Source organism: uncultured Campylobacter sp., assembly GCF_937981295.1.
Classification (GTDB): Bacteria; Campylobacterota; Campylobacteria; order Campylobacterales; family Campylobacteraceae; genus Campylobacter_B.
The window spans coordinates 23,938-41,780 of sequence record NZ_CALJPC010000087.1; the positions used below are offsets into that span (position 1 = coordinate 23,938).

Here is a 17,843-nt window from a genome sequence, read left to right on the forward strand (position 1 = left end):
CCCCCGGCGCAAGCAAGCCACCGCTCAAAGACCTATTTTAGCTTTTTAAACCGCACCCGTATGGCTCAAAGTCCATTCCTGCGCTCACTCCACTATCGCAATCCTCGCATCCGCGCAGGCTTTTCGCGCCTTTTTGGATATGCCGATGCCGGTCGTCTCGATCTTTTTAAGATTAATGAAGGGCGCAAGCTCCGCGGCATCGATATTTTTGATGTCGAAAAGCTCGTCCTCGCCGTCCCAATCAGGCGCGATTTGCAGGTAAATTTCGTTTCCGCCGTCAAGATGTAGCTCGTTCACCTGCTCCGCCAAATCCGCAGGGACCGGATAGTCCTTGAACCACTTTTTGGCTTGCGGCAGCGCGCCGAAGTCCGCGTACGGATCGATGCCGCGCTCCTCACAGTACTCAAACACGTCAAATTTAGGCTGTAGCAGTGCTTTTTCATACATCAGCTCGTTCATCACGGCGATTTTGAAATTGAAATTTTTAAACGCTAGCGTCTCGCCCGCCGCGCGCGGAAGCTTAAATTTATCGCTCGGCCTGCGCTTTACCTTTTTCTCTTTTTGATTGATGCAGACGCGCCCTATCGGCATTTTCGCAGCTCGCACGATGTCTGCGATCTCGTCGGTGTCGCGCTTAGCGAAGCGCTCGGCAAAGTCCATCGCGCCTATGCGCTCCTGCACGGCCTCTGCGAGAGCTAGCGAGACTTCGAATTTGCCTAGGCTAAGCTCCAAAAATATATATGCGCCGCGCAGCTCCTGTTCTGGCACGGCCTCAAGCGGCGGCCTACCCTCAAGCGTGAACGCGCCGCCGTAGAGCTTGCGCGGAACCTCGTGCTGCACGCCCTTTGCGACCTCAAGCATCAAAACTATCTCGGAAAGCCTCGGTTCTGCGAGCTCTCCTGTGCGCACGAAGGCAAAAATCCCCGCCTCATCCCAAAAATAGCGGCTTTTGCCCTCCCCGTCATTGATCACGCGCGGCTGGTCCAAGGCTTCATTAAATTTAGCTAGATCAAACCCGCAGTTTACACCACCGATAAAAATGCCGTCAGAGCGCACGTCGACGTCAAATTTATCCTTTTTAAAAATATCAAATAGCCCCATTTTATCGCTCCTGATTTTTCCTTAAATTTCGTTTTAAAATTTTTCCAAAACCCCATAAAAATCGTCTGCAAAAAGCCTATCCTCGCTCTGCGCGTAGTCGCGCACATAGACTTTGTATTCACACGGCGCATCGCCTGCCGCTTCGCTCGCTATCTCTTTCGTCGCTCCATTTGCCGCCTCGTCTGCCATCTCGCTCATTGTCGCGCCCGCCGTTTTACATGTCGTTTCGTCCGCCGCTTCGGCATTCATATCGCGTGCCGCATCCGGCGATCTCTCCGCGCGCGCTTCGTCGTCCGATGCCCTATTTTCCGCACCGTGGATACCGTCGCGACGACTGTATCACGCGCCGTCGCGCCCGCAGCTTCGCCACTCGTGCTCTCAACCGTCTTGCCGCGCACCGTATTAGACGAGCCGTCCGCTATGTCGCTTGCGGGCGAAATTTTAAAATAATACTCCTCGTCCTCGAGCTGCAAAAATACGAGCTCGTCCGCGGCGAATAGGCCATTTTTCAGATTTACCTCATACGTGTAGCAGATGTCGGCGTCGGCACTATCCGCAAACTCGGGCGGCGCGATCGTTTTTAGCTCCGTCCCCGTCGCGCTGACGTTAGCATATCTTAGCAGCATCCGCTTATAGCTCGCAGGCAGCGCAAAACCGAGCCGCCGCTGCGCCTGCGCGATCCATGCGGGCTCTATGTCGCTGCGCCCCGAGACCGTGATATTTTTAGATTTTTGAATAAGTTTTTCTATTATTTTGATCCCGTTTCGAGCGAGAAATTTTAACGCCTTAGCAGCACTAAAACGCGCTGTTTACATAAACCCGCGGGCATTTGGCGCGGCTTTGAAAATCTAAATTTAAAAGCTCGCGCAGCTTCAACTTTAAAGCGAGCCGTTTAAATTTCGAGCAGCCCGCACATAAAATTTCAACCGCAAACGCGAACCGGCAGAGTTCTAGCGATCTAAATTTAGCGCTAGGCCCTAGCCAGCGCTATTACTTCGATCTCCACAAGCGCACCTTTGGGGAGTTTAGCGACCTGCACCGTGCTGCGAGCGGGCTTGTGCTCGCCGAACGCCGCTGCGTATATCTCGTTCACCGCGGCAAAATCGCCCATATCGGCCAGAAAAATCGTCGTTTTGACGGCATCCTGCAGCGTCGCGCCCGCCTCTTTCAGGATCGCGGCGAGATTTTGCAAAACCTGCCTGCTCTGCGCCTCCACGCCGCCCGCGACGAACTCGCCGTCTGGCTTAAGCGCGATCTGCCCTGAGGTAAAGATGAGCCCGCCCGCCTTGATCGCCTGAGAGTATGGTCCGATGGCCTGCGCCGCATCGGGAGTCGAGATGATCTGCATAGTAAATCCTTTGTGAAAAATTTCGCCCATTTTATCGCAAAATATTTTAGCATTGCTTTAGGCGGCGGAATTTCGCGAGCGAGGTTGCGGGTGCAGAGGGTACGACGGTGCAGCTAAAATTTAATAGGCAGAAAGGCGGCGGCACGGTAAAATTAATAAGCGCGGGGCGGCTAAATTTCGTTTATACAAACACCGCAATGCGGTGGAATTTAAATGGTATGGATAGGCAAAATTTCGCCTACGATAGCAGAATGAAACGGCAAACGCAGCGGTGCGGTTAAATTTATCGCGCAAATACAGCGAGCAATATGGCGAGGGGCTAGCGCGGAATAGCGAGCCGTAGTGACGGAACGGCAAAATTTAAAATAGCCGATTGGCGCGGAAACAGCGCGTGAAAGTCCGCTAAATTTAACCGCTGCGAGTGGATTTGGTAACACATACGGCAACGCGATAAAACGATCTACAAAGTAGTATTTTAAAATTTTGCTGACGTAAGCGTATGAAATTTTATAAGCACCAGCGCGATAATGCCGCGCGCTCGGCAATACGACGAAATTCTATCAATGGCGGGCAAATAAAATAGATACGCGGGCAATACGGCGAAATTTAACCGACACGAATAAATAAAATTTCATCGGCGATACACAGCGAGATTGATATCATCGCAGCGGGATCGGTATGACGTTACGGCAAGATCAGCACTATCACAGCAGAAAGATCGGCGACACAGTAGTTACATCAAACGCTACAGCAAGATCTGCGCTATTGCGGCAGCAAAGTCAACGCCGTTGCAGTAAGTTCGGTGCGGCTTTACGATAAAATCGGCACCGCAGTAGTAAATTAATAGTGTCGCAGTAAGTTTGGTGCGACACTGCGGCAAAATCGGCGCTGCAGTAATAAAATCGACGCTGCCACAGCAGCAAGATCAGCGTCATTGCGACAGATCGGCGAAGGCTCATAAAATTTTACGCGAAATTTTATACGAAATCCTGTATAAAATTCTATGATTTTGGCTTGAAATTAACCCGCGATCGACCCTCAACCAGTCTGTAATTAACTTGCAATCAGTCCGTAAAGTAGCTTTAAAATCGTGGCGGCAACGACGAGCAGAAGCATCTTGCGCACAAATTTCACGTCGCATCTCATCACGAGGCTTGAGCCTGCGAAGCTACCCGCGATCTGCCCGACCGCCATCACCGCTCCGACGAGCCATAAAATCTGCCCGCCGATGATAAAAACGCCCAAAGAGACGATGTTTGAGGTGAAATTTAAAACCTTCGTGTGTGCGACCGCCTTTTTCATATATAGCCCTAAAATTCCCACGAGTGCAAACGTCCAAAACGAGCCCGTACCAGGGCCGAAAAATCCGTCGTAAAACCCCAAAATAAGCCCGAAAATCGCGTAAAAGCTCTTTTTTGACATCTTGGGTTTGGCGGGCGCTTCGCCTAGGTTTGGCGAAAAAATCATATAAAAGAAAAGCGCCAGCAGCAGGATCGGAATGAGGTAGTTTAGGAATTTCGCATCGATTAGGAGTAGGACATAGGCGCCGACGAGTCCGCCTATGAACGTAAAAACCACGCCCCGCAAGATCTCCGCGGCATCGACATAGCCCTTGCGGATGAAATTTAAAGCGGCGGTGAAGCTTCCGAAGCTGCCTTGAAATCTATTTGTGGCGATCGCTACATGCGGCGGAACGCCCACGGCAAGCAGCGCAGGCAGCGATATCAGCCCGCCGCCGCCCGCGATCGAGTCGATAAATCCGCCGAAAAACGCCGCTGCAAAAAGCACCGCAAACTGCCAAAGTTCAAGCTCCATTTTTGTCCCTTTTTAATTTCCAATATTTTACAAAAGGTGAACTTAAATTTTAACCGCCGTACATCGCAATAGCAAATCGTATGCTATAATAGTAAAAAATAAGGATAAAAATGAATAGTTTCAAAAAAATCATAGATCTGATTTTAAAAATTTTCATCATAAGCGTATCTATTTTAGGGGCAATCATCATATTAATAATAGCATTTATTATTGCGTCAATTTATTTAAAACCATATAATGATTTTTGGAACGTAAAGAGCAATAATTTTGAAGAATTGAATATTTTAACAGACAATGCAGATATGGATGGATTACTTTTGTATCGTAGAAAAATTCAACCAAATGCCGCAGATAGTCTAGATGAAATCTGCTATGTTCATTACGTAAAGTTAAATTCTACTAACGGCATAGCAGAAAAGAAACTCATTGAAAACGGCTACAAACCCTCCAATAAATCCAATTGTGTCGCTCAAGATAGCAATCTAACGGAATTCAAAAAAATCACGTTTGCGGCGCCGTTTTTTCATTATCTAGGCTATAGTGATATATTTGATAAAATATATTTAGTCTATGGCTCAACAGCTCACTTAGATGTATCTACCATAAGCGCAAAAAATGGACAAATCTGGCAAAAGCAAGGACACGAAATTATTATCTATCCAGGAGAAAATATAATTCAAAAGAATAGACTGTTCTCCGAATGCTTCGGTCCACTTGGTATGTGTAATTAAAACTGAAATCAATCGGCCAGTAAAGGTAAAATTTTATCTATCTCGCCGCTCTGTCCGAGGCGATACAGCGCGAAGTCGTATTTGATGGGATCGCTCGGATCGAAGCGCCTTAAGCTTTGCGTAAGCTGCAAAACCGCCTCAAAATCGTAACTCTTGCGATCGATCAGCCCAAGCTTAAGCGAAACTTTATGCGTGTGGGTATCGAGCGGGATGAGGAGGCGCGATTTTTCGATCTTTTTGTACAGCCCCAGATCGATGTCGCTGTCGCGCACCGCCCAGCGCAGGAAGAGATTGTAGCGCTTATACGGCGACGTGGGCTTTTGCGCGAAGCCGCGCCCGAAAAAAAACTCATACCCAGGACTGCGGTAGGGATTTAATCTGTAAATCTCGCCGATTAAAAAATTTATCCCATCCTCGATCCGTCCGCTTTTTTGCATGCCGCGAAGCACGCTTTCTTCGATGCTAAGGCTATTTTTAAGCCGCTTTAAAGTTATAAAAATTTCAGCGACGTCGCGCGGGCTTTGAAATCTATATTTTTTGCCCGCAAGCTCCGCGCCAATGCGCTCATCGCTTGCGTCCAAAAGCGAAAAATCAAGCGAGTGGAGGAATTTTAAAATTTGAGCCGCGTTACCGTAAGCAAACAACGCGCAGATGAGCGCTACGACGTCGTTTCGATGTCCCTTTGCGACCTGCAGCGGATCGGGCGCGCCGAAAAGATCCGCGTCGCAATTTTTCAAATCGGCGTAATAATCTAAAATCTGCTTTAAGCTTTTCATTTTGCGTAGTAGCTCATCGTCGTAGCGCCGAATTTACGCGATTTAAGCAGCGCGAAATCGCCGATTTTAGGCGGCAGCTCAAGCTCGCTCATATGCTCGATCGCGATTAGCAGCTCGCACTGCACGGAGCTCAGGCGCGCTATCAGCGCCAGCACTCGCTCGTAAATCTCGCCAAAGCCCTGCCTGATCGCAAACGGCGGATCCAGATAGACAAACACTCTGCGCGCGGGATCGGAGACGGAATTTTCACTAGAATTTGCGGTATGGCTTTCGCTAGAATTTGCAGCAGAACATTTGCCTAAATCGTTTGCGGTAGAGCTTTCGCCTAAACCGCAGGATAAATTTTCGCGGGAGTTGGCGCCAGAATTTTTTCTTAAACCGCGGGTTAAATTTACGTTCGGACGCGAATTTTCTTTGCAGCTAGCGGCAAAATTACCACTAGAATTCGCAGTGGAATTTTTTCTTGAATCATAGACGAAATTTGCGCTTGAATGTAAATTTTCTCCACAACCCGCGTCAAAATTTTCGCTCAAATTTAAGCTTTCTTTCTCTTCACAGCTCGCGCCTAAGCTCGCACCGCGATTTGCGTCAAAATTAGAACTTACGCCGCATTTTGAGCTTAAATTTACGTTGCAATTAACGGTCTCGGTGCCGCTTGCATCGTATTGCGAAGCGGAGCTCGCGTCAAACTTTTCGCTAAAGCTCGCGGCGTCCGTAGCTAGCGAATCCACGCAGTATTTTATGCTAGTAGCACCCGCGTAATCGAGAATCTGGGCACAACCGCCAAAGCTCTCATCGCCTGCGTAATCACCATTTGCGCCGCTCTGCGCGCCATTTTGCGCTCTGTCAGACATACTACTTCGCGTGCTGCATTTAGCCAAATCTTTCACGCCGCTTTGCGTGTCGCTTTCCGCTCCGATGCCTTGCGCGGCGCAGTATCCGTTCTCGCCCTGCTCTACGCTACTAAAGCTTTTGCGACAACCCTCTTTTTCGCTGCTTAAATTCTCACAGCAGGCGGCATCGGAAGCGCGGTTTTTGTCTAAATTTTTGCCGCTCAAATTTAGCGAATTCGCGCCCGAGCGTCCGTTCATATCCGCTTGTAGCTCATGCAAAATTTCGCTCAGTCGCTCGAAGCAATCGCCCAAAATCGCATTTGCGCCGAGCCCGAAAAGCTCGAAATTTTTCCGCATTATCTTATGCGCGGCAGCGTCCTTTTCGATCGCATAAACGTTTTTTGCGCCGTTACTTAGCGCTTCAAGCGCCATCGCGCCGCTACCGCCGAAGCACTCGATAAACGCCGCGCCGCGCAACTCCGCCCGCCAAGTATCGAAAAACGAACCCTTTACGATGCTTTTCGTGCTGCGCGTGCTCGAAAGTGCGGGCAGAGCGAGCTTTTTGCCCTTATAAATGCCGCTTGAAATTTGCGTAAAGAGCGTGCCGTCAGGTTTGGAAAATTTAGCCATTTTGCCTTCTTAAAATTTCGATGATTTTTGCCTTAAACTCATCAAACAGCGCACAAATTTCCTCTTCCGCCGCGTCGTATTCGCTAAGATCCTGCTTTAGCGAGCCTTGAAAATCTTCTAACTTCGATAGCAGAGTATTCTTTGAGAACGGTAGCGCCAAATCTCCGCCCTCGCCGATCAAAAATAGCGGTTTTGCCGAGCTTTGCGGCTCATCGCTTATCACAAAGTCGCAATCCTGCGCGCTTACGGTATGGTCCTTCAAAAATAGCTCCAGCGTCTTTTGCAAAATTTCGCAGTCGCAATCGATAAAAGCTTTCATCAAAGCCCCTTTTTAAATTTTATCATCTTAAACTTCTCGCCAAACTCCGCGCGCAGGTGATTGAACTGCAAAAGCGCGTTGTGATAGCCCTTCTCGCCGCTTTTTTGCATAAAAAGCTCTAAAAGCTGGACCGCGCCGAAGTCTATCAAAGCCGCGATCTGTCTTTTAAAATCCGTCGTCACGGCGCCCGCGTCCTCAAACGCCGCGCGTAAAATTTCAAAATTTACGTCGTAGGTAAGATCGCTTTTGCCGTAAAAATCGCTCAAGTTTTGCACCTCAAAGAAGCTAAAAACCTCGTGGTTTCGGTAAATCCGCAGGCTAAAATCGCCGCTAGAGCCCATCTGTCCGTAATCAAAGACGATGAAATAAAACCGCTGCGCGCTGGCACAAATTTCGCGCGCGAAGCGAAAGTATCCGATCGGGATTTCGCCGCGCGATATGCCGAATCTGCGTGCGAGGGTCAAAATTTCGCGTTCTTTTATGGGGGCAAATTTTACCGCGCCGCTTTCGATAAAAAGCATATTTTCGCCGTCCACCGCCTCGCATTTAAAGGCGTCGAAAAGCTCGTTTGCCACAAAGATCGCATCTTTAAATTTCGCCTCGTGTACGCTCGCAAAGTGCTTTAGCGCGATTTCGTCACCGAAGCTCTCTGCAAAGCTCGCTCGCTGTAACTCGCGCAGGCGCTCGTGCGGCTCGATAATCGCAAAGCTAAATTTATCAAGCGCCGCCGCACCGCCCAGCGTAAAGATCGCTTGCGCTATGTCGCAAAGCAGCCGCCCGTCGTGCGAGCCGATCTCTACGATAGCGATTTTGGCGCTCTTTTGCGGCTTTTTTGCAGGCGCAGCGTCTAAATTTAACTCGCTCGCCGCAAGGTTTTGCCGCGACCTATCTGGGTTCGCCGCCGCGTCTAGGCTTAACTCTTGCGCCGCGCAAAAATCCGCGCTTAGGCGTAAAATTTCGCGTGCGATGCAGATCCCAAAAAAGCTTCCTACGCTTACGGCAGTGTAAAAATCGCCGATCTTGCCGATTTTAGCGGCATTTGCGTAGTAACTCTCGTTAAGCCAGCCCTCGAAAAAATCGCTAAATTTCACGCCCGCACTATCTCGTCCAGGCTCTTGCGCAGGCGCGCAAAGCCCTCTTTGATCTCCGGTTTTTTGATATTTAGCGCAGGCAAAAATCTAAGGGTGCGCTTGCCGGATTTTAGGATCAAAAGTCCGTTTTGCAGGGCTTTGTTAAAGATCTCGCTCAGATTTTTTTCATCGCGCAGCACGAGGCCTTGCATCAGACCGAGCCCCACGCGCTTTTCGATCAGGCTAGGATAGTCTGCGGCGAGCCCGTCTAATTTTTTGATAAATCTTTTTATAGTCTTATCAAGCTTGCCGCTCGCTTTTAAAAACTGAAGCTGCGAAAGCACCGCAAGCGCCGTAGAGGTCGCCAAAAAGTTACCGCCGAAGGTGCTGCCGTGCTCGCCCGGAGCGAAAATGTTTTGCTGCGCCACGCACGCGCCGATCGGCACGCCGCCCGCAAGACCTTTGGCAAAGGTGATGATGTCGGGGCGGATATCGTAAATTTGCGACGTCGCGAACTCGCCCGTGCGATATACGCCGCACTGCACCTCATCGGTGATCAAAAGCAGCTTTTTCTCTTTCAAAACCGCCGCCAGCCTTTGCACGCTCGCCTTATCCAGAGGCTTGATACCGCCCTCGCCCTGGACTAGCTCGATCATCACGGCGACGCTGTTTTCATCGATATGCGCGATGATATCCTCGATATCGTCGAAAAATTTAAATCCGGGCATATAGGGCGCAAAAATTTCCGGATGAAATTTTTCCTGCCCGGTAGCTTGCAGCGTCGCTAGCGTGCGGCCGTGGAAGGAATTTCGCAGAGTTAGAATTTCAAATTTCTTATTAGGGAAGTTTACTGTGCCGTATTTACGCGCCATTTTGATCGCCGCTTCGTTCGCCTCCGCGCCAGAGTTACAAAACACGGCGTAACTGCGATACCCCAAAAGCTCGCTAATCTTTTGAGCCAGGGCTTCTTGAGGCAGAATTCTATAGATATTTGAGCCGTGGATGATCTGCGCAGCTTGCGTGCCGATCGCTTCTAAGACGATTTCGTTTGCGTGCCCCAGGCAGTTTACGCCGATGCCCGCGCCAAAATCCACGTAGTCCTTGCCCGCTTCATCATAGACTATCGAGCCCTCGCCTCTTACTAGCGCTACGTTTACGCGCGCAAAATTATCCATCAAATAGTTCATTTTTTATACTCCACTTTAGGCAGATGCCAAGATTTGTAATAAGCCACCATGCGAAACGCAACCCCTAAAACCAGCAAAATAAGCACCGAAACTACGCCGCTAAGCCCCAATCCATCAAGCACGAAATATATCAAGCCCACGCCCATGCTTATCGTGCCATAAAGCCCCGTATGTAAAAACCACGGCACTTCGTTCAGCAGTACGTCGCGTAAAATGCCGCCGCCCACGCCGTTGCAAAATGCGATTAGCACCACGCCAAAAACATTATGATTATAGCTTAGCGCAACCATCGCTCCCACGATCGAAAAGCTTACGACGTCGATCGCATCGGTTAGAATAAATAAAAATTTACCCTCCAAATCGCGGTTTTCGTAAAGTTTGGCAAAAATGGCTACGGCGCTTACCGCGAGCACGATGGTTACGGGCGCGTAGTGCGTGAACGAGTAGATCTCGCGACTTACCAAGGTATCGCGCATGATCCCGCCGCCAAGCGCAGTCAAAAACGCCGCGATAAAGATCCCAAGCCAATCGCAGCCCTTCTTTACGCCGAATAAAAACCCGCTAAGCGCCGCCGAAGCGATGCCTACGCACTCAGTAAGCTCTAAAATACTCATATCACAAACCGCTAAAATCCTTTTAAAAACGCATTTTACAACAACTAAATATAAATTTGGGTAAAGCGTAGCTGGCAAAATTTAGGAGTGGCGGTATAAATTTAAAGCGGCGGATAAAATTTGAGCGCGGCGAATTAAAATTCTACGAGATAGAATTTTGCGAGACATAATTTCGCTAGGTAAAATTTTATGCGGCAGAATTCTACGCGAATAAAATACGGCGTCGCTTCCGCGTAAATATAAAATTTAGACTTGAAATTTCTTGAAATTTATAAATGCCCGCGGGATAAAATTTCACAGAACTTTATTTCAGCTAAAATATACGGCGTCACAGCCTGGCGCAAATTTTAGCTTTAAATTTACGGCACGTGCGCGCTAGAAATAATTTAGCGCCAACGAGACCGGCTTTATATTTGCAGCTAACAGCGCATAAATTTTGATTTGAAATTGCGCCCTTGTTTTGGCGCCGTGTTTTGCCGCTATAAAATTTTATGAAATTTTACGACGACCTAGCCCGCGTGGAATTATACGTAAAATTTTAAAATTTAGCGGTCGAATTCTGCGTGGAATTTTACGCCGAGCCCCGCTAGATTAGCGCAGTCTCTCTTTTAAAATTTTCCAAATGCCGGGCATTGCCAGCAGTCCATTATGCGGCGCGTCTGGTATTTCATAAAATAGATCGCCCGCCTTAAGAGATCCCGCAAGATCATACGAGTGATGCACCGGTATCAGCTCGTCGGCGACTCCGTGGATGAGCGTGATCTGCGTGCCGCGTGCCGCTTGCAAAAATTCCGCAGTCGGAATCTTATAGCGGATCAAAAATTTCGGCACGAAGGGGATTTTTTCGTGCGCGAGCCGCTCGAAGCTAAAATATGGCGCGAGCAAGATCAGCCGCGCCGCATCCCACTTCGCAGCCTGCTGTGCCGCGATGCCGCTTCCGATCGAGTAGCCGATCATCGCGAGCTTTCTTGGCAGATGCTGCTCTAAAACGTAGCGGCTCATCGCATCGGCGCTCGCAAAAAGCTGCTGCTGCGATGAAATTTTGCCGTCCGATTTGCCGTAGCCCGGGTAATCGAAAATATAAAAATCGTATCCCAAAGCCGCAAAATCAGCGCCGTATGCGCCCCAGCCGCTCACGTCGCCGAAGTTGCCGTGAAAGAACAAAATCGCGCCTTTGGGCTCTGCTGCGCTAAATTTCAGCCCGTTTATCAACCCGCCCTCAAACGGGATATTGATCTCTTGAAATTTTATCGCAGCAGCGTTTGCGTTATTGCCTGCAGCGCCGTTTCCTGCGGTGTTTTCTACGCCATGCTCGGTGCTAGTTTGAGCGTTTTTGTTTTTGATCTCACCCGCTACAGCGCCGCTTTCTTTTGCGGCGTCAACCGCGGAAGCGTTTTCGTCCGCGGCGCTGTTTGTCGCCGCACTATTTTTCGTAGCGGACGCCTGCATATCTAAATGCGCGCCGATATCAGGCGCATTCACAAGTCCCGCAAATTCGGAATTTTCAAAGCTAAATTTGAAATTTTTATCCAGCGGCTCGCCCAAAAATATCAGCCGCTCCTGAAAGATATAAAGTCCCGCTGCGATCGCCGCATAAAGGCACGCCGCGATAACGCACAGCCTAAATAAAACCCTCATCGCCGTCATTTAAATTTAAAGCCGAGACGCAAAAGCGCGCAGCAGCACACGAAATTCCATCTCGCCGCTAAGCTTTAAACTCGCTCAAAAACCATTGAAATGCCAGGATCAGCCCCGGCGCGCGCACGATCTTTTCGTCGAACATAAACTCTCGCGCCTTGGCTGCAGGCAGGTAGAAAAGCTCGATCTTCTCGCCGTCCACGCCGCCGCCGGCTCCTAGCTTCATAGATTCGTCGATACGCGCGAAGTATAAAATTTGGCGGTTTGCCGCAAAGCCCAGGGCGCTGTAGTAGCTCGTGATAAATTTCAGATCCTTCACGGCATAGCCAGTCTCTTCGAGCACCTCTTCGATCGCCGTTTGCTCCTCGCTGATGCCCTTGTCTAAAATGCCCGCGCAAAGCTCATAGGTGTAGCCCTTCTCAGGCGAGTTGATTAAGCCCTCCTCTTGATAAAACCACACGCTGGGGCGAAACTGCTTGACGAGCAAAAGCGCGTCGCGTTGCGTATGATAAAGCAAAATCGAGACGCTATCGTGCACCTTGACGCAGTCCCATGCGCGCGCCACGCCGTCCATTTCGAAATTTAAGCGAAAGGGTTTAACGAAATTCGAGCTTTTAAGCTCGGAAATTTTAAAATTTTTTATAGTAGTATCCACGTCGCAAGTCCTAAAAAGCTAAAAAATCCCACGATGTCCGTCACCGTGGTAAGCAGCACGGAGCTGCCGACGGCGGGATCGATATTTAATTTTTTAAGCGTGATCGGAATGACGGCGCCGAAAAGCCCCGCGAGCGTTAAATTTAGCACCATCGACATCGCAATCACCAGCCCCAAAAGCTTAATGCCGAACCAAAAATACGCCACAAACCCCATCAGCGTGGCAAAAATGAGGCCGTTTATAAAAGCGATCGTGATCTCGCGAAAGAGAACCTGCTTTTTGTCTTTAAACGCTATCTCACCCAGGGCTAGGCGGCGCACGGTTACGGTAAGCGCCTGCGTGCCGGTGTTGCCGCCCATGGAGGCGACTATTGGCATAAGCACGGCGAGCGCGACCAGCTTTTCGATAGTGGCGTCAAAAAGCCCGATGATCGTGGAGCTTACGATCGCCGTGCATAAATTTACCGCTAGCCACACAGCGCGCGCGCGACCTGCTTTAAAGATCGTAGTCTCATCATCCTCCGCTTCGTCATCGACGCCCGCGAGGTTGTAAATTTGCTCGGTGGCGCGCTCTTGGATGAGATCGTGGATATCGTCGGCGGTGATACGCCCGATGAGTATGCCGTTAGCATCGACAACAGGGATGACGTTAAGGTCAAATTCTTCAAAATCCTTGATCACGTCGTCGATTTTATCGGTATCGGTAGCGAAGTGGATTTTGTTTTCGGCGCCGAATTTTTGTGAAATTTGCTCCAACGTGAGCGAAAAATCGTATAAAATCAGATCGGACGTCGAAAAGGTAGTAAGCAGATGCCCCTTTTTATCAAGCACGAAGAGCTGAAAGACGTTCTCGATCTCGTCCTTTTCGCGCATAACGCGCAGCATCTCGACCGCCTGCCCCAGGGTCTGATCCTGCCTGGCGCTAAAGACCTCGGTCTGCATATACGCGCCCGCCTCATCTTCGCTATATTTGGAGATAGTAAGAATATCGTGGCGATCGTCCTCGTCAAGCCCATAGAAAATCTGCTCGGCCTTGTCCTCGTCGATTTCGCCGATATTTTGCAAAAGCTCTGCCTGATCGTCGCTTTCGAGCTCCTCAATCGCTTTTACGATCTTTTCGTGAGGCAGAGTTTCGATGACGTCTTCGAGCATATGCTCGGGCATCTCAAGCGCAGCATCGGCAAGATCCTCAGGATCTAGCTTTTTTAAGAATTCTACGTATTTTTCTTCGTCATGCTTTTTTAGAGTTTTTAAATGCTCCGTAAGATCGGCGGCACTCAGCTCATGCTCAAGCGTATCGCCTAGATGCGCATCAAGAAGCGCCTTAGCTTCCTCGACGTCGTCCAGCTGCTCTTTATTTTCCATTTTTGGCCTTAATTTATCGTGATAAGCGACTCGTAGTTTTCAAATTTAGCAGGGTTTTTCGAGCCGTCTTTAGCCGCAGCCATTCTGGCGTCCATATCTTTGACGAAAGCTTTAAATTTAAGTTCTTCGGCGCTTATGACGTTAGTTTTTTCAATCTTGACTACCTTAAGCGGATCTATAGCCTGCTTATTTTTATAAAGTCCGAAGTGCAGATGCGGTCCCGAACTAAGCCCGGTCGAGCCTACGTAGGCGATTAACTGACCTTGCTTGACACTAACGCCTGCTTTTGTGCCACTAGCAAAGCCGCTAAGATGTGCATAAAGCGTACTGATACCGCCGCCGTGGTTGATCTCTACGGTGTTGCCGTAGCCGTTTTTACGCCCTACGAAGCTAATCTTGCCCGCTCCTGCGGCATTTACCCTAGTGCCTTTGGGAGCTGCGTAATCCACACCCAGATGCGCGCGATATCGCTTTAAAATCGGATGAAATCTTTTAGGAGTAAAATAAGATGAAATTCTGGTATAAACAAGCGGCGTGATAAGTAGAAAAGATTCGACCTTTTTACCGCTTCGGTCGTAGTATTTATCATCGAAAAAATATAGCGATTTGGGCTTTTTATTTTCCTCGATCATTCCTGCGGTGATATTTACTCCGCCAAAAGGCTTGCCAAGGCGCGTTTTTTGCTCGTATAGGATCACGAGCCGATCGCCTTTTTGTAGCTTTTTAAAATTTACCTCATTTTTAAAAACAAGCATAAACTCATTCGCTAAAGCCGCATTGCCCGTAGCTTTGATGATATCTTGATAGGGTGAGCTTTCGATCTGAATTCCTAAAGAGTAGCTGTTTTCCTCATAAACTATCGGAGTATAAACGAATCTAAAAGTGCCGAATTTATCGCGGTATATGTGAATCTGAAGCTCCTCGCTGACGGGGATTAACAGCTGGGAGACGCGACCTGCTGGATCACGCAAAATTTGACACTCCACGCCCGCTCGCACCTCAGCGGCAAGCTCCTGATCCTCTTTATCCAGGTCGTAATATACAGATGCGGGGATGCCCGCGGTTTCCATAAACTGCAGCAGACTCACGCCATCGGGCCAGGCAAACTTCTCTACGCTGGGGTTGTTCGCAAAAACTACGCCTATCCACAGAAAAAGCAATATAAAAATTCTAGTCATATAAAACCGCTTTGAAATATTATTTTAAGGCGGGATTGTAACGAAAAAACGCTTATATTTCGTAAATACCGCGGAATTTTATCGCTAATTTCAAAGTTTTATGTATAATTAGCCGAAATTTTATTCAGGAGCAGAATTTTGAAAAAAGCTTTACTTATTTTAGGTCTATTTTTAAGTGCGGCGATAGGGGCGGAATTTAACATGCCGCGATACGAAACCGCCCTACTTAGCGTAAAGGATGGTTCGGGCGAGATCACAGATAGCCCTACGATTGCCGTAGGCAGCAGTGGAGTGGTGATGCATAATTTCGGTAGCGGCGCGAGCTCCATCATCGCGCGCGCAGTCGTGACGCAAAAAAGCGCAGGCAAGGCAAAGGTGCGATTTGAGGTCTTTGATATGTTAGCTCAAGAGGCACTGCCACTGCCTAAAATTTTACCCTCAAGCGGCGATAAAGTGATCTTAAATTTCCTCTATGACCGCGCCATAATCGTCGCGCCTAACGCTGAAATTTACGAGCAGGTTATCAAGGCTTTTCCAAATATAAATTTTATCCACCCAGATCTTGGCGGCGCCTATCTTAGCTACAACCACAAGCCAAATCCCAGCCGTGACGATTTTCGTAAAATTTGCGCGCAAAACAGCGCCGGACTGATTTTTATCGCGATGGATAAACAGGGCGTATTTGCCGACTGCGGCAGCTTCAAGCCTTTGCGCACGTTCGCTAGCGGCAGCGTGGCTTATTATCAGCTGCCATTTTACTCACGCGTGGGCGAGATAAAGACCGTCATTTGGGACTTTACTAACGGCCCGATCAGCGATTACGACAAACACTACCGCTATTTGCTGGGCTTAGATGGCGACAAATAGCGCTGCGCAAGCGTTTTTTATAAATCTATTAGGCGCGGATAATGCCTATTTTGACGAGGCTCATCGCACGGCATACTGCTACGACGCGACGAAAAGACGCTGCCTGCCGGACGGCGTACTTTTCCCGCGAAGCGAGGACGATGTCAGTCAAATTTTAAAATTCTGCAACGAAAATTTAATCCCCATAGTTCCAAGAGGCGCAGGTAGCGGTTTTACTGGTGGATCTTTAGCCGCAAACGGCGGAGTGATTTTGGCATTTGAAAAACATATGAATAAAATTCTAGAAATCGACATGCAAAATCTACTCGCCGTAGTCCAACCCGGCTGCATAAATATCGATCTGCAAAAAGCAGCCGCAGCGCGCGGGCTTTTTTATCCGCCCGATCCCGCAAGCCAGGATTATTCCACGCTAGGAGGCAATGTCGCCGAAAACTCCGGCGGTATGCGCGCCGCAAAATACGGCATCACCAAAGACTATGTAATGGCACTGCGTGCGGTACTGCCTAATGGAGAGGTGATCCGAGCAGGCAAACGCACTATCAAAGACGTCGCAGGCTTCAACGTGGCAGGAATTTTAATCGCAAGCGAAGGCGCGCTTGCCGTCATCACCGAAATCACGCTCAAACTAATCCCGATGCCAAAGCTTAAAAAGACCGCGATGGGCGTCTTTCCTAGCGTAGATGCAGCAATGAATGCCGTGTATAAAACAATGGCAGCCGGTATCACGCCCGTGGCGATGGAATTTTTAGACGCACTGTGCATAGCCGCGGTTGAGGAGAAATTTCATAAAGGCTTGCCAAGGGATGCGGGCGCGATTTTGATCTGCGAAACCGACGGCAATTTAGAAGCAATGCTTTTGGAGGAGCTAGCGCTCATAAAAGAAATTTTCGTTCAAAACGGCGCGAGCGACTTCCGCATCGCAGAAAGCGAAGAGGAGCGTGCGGGCATTTGGTTTGCGAGACGCAACTGCTCGCAGGCGATCAATATCTACGGCACGCTTAAGCTAAATGAGGACATCACCGTCCCGCGCTCGCAGCTGCCCGAGCTACTGCGCCATATCGCGCGCATCGGCGATAAATACGGCGTGCGCGTGCCCTGCTTCGGGCACACGGGCGATGGCAATGTCCACACCAACGTCATGGTCGCCGACAAAAAAGATGAAGCTCAGGTGCGACGCGGACATGACGCAATCACCGAAATTTTCAAAGCTGCAGTTGATCTTGGCGGTACGCTCAGCGGCGAGCACGGCATCGGACTAAGTAAGGCGGAATTTATGCCACTAGCTTTTAGCGCAGCAGAGATGGAGCTATTTCGCGCAATCAAAAGGGCGTTCGATCCAAAAGGCATCTTAAATCCCGGAAAAATGGGGCTTTAAATTAGGATCGTCATCCAACTTCTACGGTGATTTGAAATCGATTTATCCCACTTATCTCATCTAAAATTTTACTTTCTTACAATATGCCTGCTTAAAATTTATCTTGCTTGCAATTTAGCTTATTTACAGGCTACTTCGAGTTAGTTTTAAGCTTGATCTACCCACTTACAGATCGATTTTGCTTACTTTGCAATTAATTTTATTTGCCTTGCAATGAATAATTTTACTTGTTTATTGATAGATTTCATCCACTTGATAATTGATTTTACTTACTTCGCAGATTGATTACCTTGTGCGATCTTTTTCGGATATTTTTGCCATATCAGCTGTGATTACATAGCT

General features: G+C 48.8%; 18 protein-coding genes and 1 pseudogene. 3 read left to right on the forward strand and 16 right to left on the reverse strand.

Translation table 11 applies throughout. From position 1 onward, the window contains the following. Window positions 1-84: 84 nt before the first annotated feature. The 5 genes from Q0135_RS08450 to Q0135_RS08470 all read right to left on the reverse strand — a co-directional run bounded on the left by Q0135_RS08450 (window position 85) and on the right by Q0135_RS08470 (window position 4,264). Complete coding sequence (locus Q0135_RS08450; RefSeq protein ID WP_297989785.1) at window positions 85-1,101, reverse strand: hypothetical protein; 1,017 nt, start codon at window positions 1,099-1,101, stop codon at window positions 85-87. A 33-nt stretch (window positions 1,102-1,134) separates the two neighbouring features. Next, window positions 1,135-1,350 (reverse strand): hypothetical protein, encoded by a 216-nt coding sequence (locus Q0135_RS08455; protein WP_297989788.1) that lies wholly within the window; start codon window positions 1,348-1,350, stop codon window positions 1,135-1,137. After that, window positions 1,347-1,727, reverse strand: coding sequence for a hypothetical protein (locus Q0135_RS08460; RefSeq protein WP_297989790.1), 381 nt, complete (start codon window positions 1,725-1,727; stop codon window positions 1,347-1,349). Before Q0135_RS08460 ends, Q0135_RS08455 begins: the two co-directional genes overlap by 4 nt. Before the next feature lie 344 nt (window positions 1,728-2,071). Then, window positions 2,072-2,449, reverse strand: coding sequence for a RidA family protein (locus Q0135_RS08465; RefSeq protein ID WP_297989792.1), 378 nt, complete (start codon window positions 2,447-2,449; stop codon window positions 2,072-2,074). Window positions 2,450-3,502: 1,053 nt separating this feature from the next. Further along, entirely contained in the window at window positions 3,503-4,264 is a 762-nt protein-coding gene (locus Q0135_RS08470) for a TSUP family transporter (protein WP_297989794.1), read from the reverse strand. Window positions 4,265-4,374: 110 nt separating this feature from the next. Between Q0135_RS08470 and Q0135_RS08475 the strand changes: the two genes are divergently transcribed. Further along, window positions 4,375-4,995: a hypothetical protein gene (locus Q0135_RS08475; protein WP_297989796.1), complete on the forward strand. Its 621-nt coding sequence runs from the start codon at window positions 4,375-4,377 to the stop codon at window positions 4,993-4,995. A gap of 8 nt (window positions 4,996-5,003) precedes the next feature. Here the strand turns inward: Q0135_RS08475 and Q0135_RS08480 are convergent, their stop codons facing one another. The 11 genes and pseudogenes from Q0135_RS08480 to Q0135_RS08530 form a co-directional block, all read right to left on the reverse strand. After that, window positions 5,004-5,771 carry a TIGR02757 family protein gene (locus Q0135_RS08480; protein WP_297989799.1) on the reverse strand — a complete coding sequence of 256 codons (768 nt, stop codon included), beginning with the start codon at window positions 5,769-5,771 and terminating at the stop codon, window positions 5,004-5,006. After that, window positions 5,768-6,862 carry an RsmD family RNA methyltransferase gene (locus tag Q0135_RS08485; protein ID WP_367272150.1) on the reverse strand — a complete coding sequence of 365 codons (1,095 nt, stop codon included), beginning with the start codon at window positions 6,860-6,862 and terminating at the stop codon, window positions 5,768-5,770. The genes Q0135_RS08480 and Q0135_RS08485 overlap by 4 nt, the downstream gene beginning before the upstream one ends. Before the next feature lie 15 nt (window positions 6,863-6,877). Then, window positions 6,878-7,234: pseudogene (locus tag Q0135_RS08490) on the reverse strand (RsmD family RNA methyltransferase); the annotation flags it as partial. Next, complete coding sequence (locus Q0135_RS08495) at window positions 7,227-7,553, reverse strand: hypothetical protein (protein WP_297989801.1); 327 nt, start codon at window positions 7,551-7,553, stop codon at window positions 7,227-7,229. The pseudogene Q0135_RS08490 and the gene Q0135_RS08495, both read right to left, overlap by 8 nt. Further along, window positions 7,553-8,644, reverse strand: coding sequence for an SAM-dependent methyltransferase (locus Q0135_RS08500; protein WP_297989802.1), 1,092 nt, complete (start codon window positions 8,642-8,644; stop codon window positions 7,553-7,555). Before Q0135_RS08500 ends, Q0135_RS08495 begins: the two co-directional genes overlap by 1 nt. Then, window positions 8,641-9,810: an aspartate aminotransferase family protein gene (locus tag Q0135_RS08505; RefSeq protein WP_297989804.1), complete on the reverse strand. Its 1,170-nt coding sequence runs from the start codon at window positions 9,808-9,810 to the stop codon at window positions 8,641-8,643. The genes Q0135_RS08500 and Q0135_RS08505 overlap by 4 nt, the downstream gene beginning before the upstream one ends. Further along, window positions 9,807-10,424, reverse strand: coding sequence for a TRIC cation channel family protein (locus tag Q0135_RS08510; protein WP_297944697.1), 618 nt, complete (start codon window positions 10,422-10,424; stop codon window positions 9,807-9,809). The genes Q0135_RS08505 and Q0135_RS08510 overlap by 4 nt, the downstream gene beginning before the upstream one ends. Window positions 10,425-11,015: 591 nt before the next feature. Next, the gene (locus tag Q0135_RS08515; RefSeq protein ID WP_297989806.1) at window positions 11,016-12,062 is read right to left on the reverse strand and encodes an alpha/beta fold hydrolase; all 1,047 of its coding nucleotides are present in this window, start codon (window positions 12,060-12,062) and stop codon (window positions 11,016-11,018) included. Window positions 12,063-12,129: 67 nt separating this feature from the next. Continuing rightward, window positions 12,130-12,717 (reverse strand): NUDIX hydrolase, encoded by a 588-nt coding sequence (locus Q0135_RS08520; RefSeq protein ID WP_297989808.1) that lies wholly within the window; start codon window positions 12,715-12,717, stop codon window positions 12,130-12,132. Continuing rightward, the gene (mgtE, locus tag Q0135_RS08525; RefSeq protein ID WP_297989810.1) at window positions 12,702-14,081 is read right to left on the reverse strand and encodes a magnesium transporter; all 1,380 of its coding nucleotides are present in this window, start codon (window positions 14,079-14,081) and stop codon (window positions 12,702-12,704) included. The genes Q0135_RS08520 and mgtE overlap by 16 nt, the downstream gene beginning before the upstream one ends. 8 nt (window positions 14,082-14,089) lie before the next feature. Continuing rightward, window positions 14,090-15,259: a peptidoglycan DD-metalloendopeptidase family protein gene (locus Q0135_RS08530; RefSeq protein ID WP_297989812.1), complete on the reverse strand. Its 1,170-nt coding sequence runs from the start codon at window positions 15,257-15,259 to the stop codon at window positions 14,090-14,092. A 138-nt stretch (window positions 15,260-15,397) separates the two neighbouring features. Here Q0135_RS08530 and Q0135_RS08535 point away from each other — a divergent pair, with 138 nt between their 5' ends. Both Q0135_RS08535 and Q0135_RS08540 read left to right on the forward strand, forming a co-directional pair. Beyond that, window positions 15,398-16,126 (forward strand): plasminogen-binding N-terminal domain-containing protein, encoded by a 729-nt coding sequence (locus Q0135_RS08535; protein WP_297989814.1) that lies wholly within the window; start codon window positions 15,398-15,400, stop codon window positions 16,124-16,126. Beyond that, complete coding sequence (locus Q0135_RS08540) at window positions 16,113-17,501, forward strand: FAD-linked oxidase C-terminal domain-containing protein (RefSeq protein WP_297989816.1); 1,389 nt, start codon at window positions 16,113-16,115, stop codon at window positions 17,499-17,501. Before Q0135_RS08535 ends, Q0135_RS08540 begins: the two co-directional genes overlap by 14 nt. The last annotated feature ends 342 nt before the right edge of the window (window positions 17,502-17,843 follow it).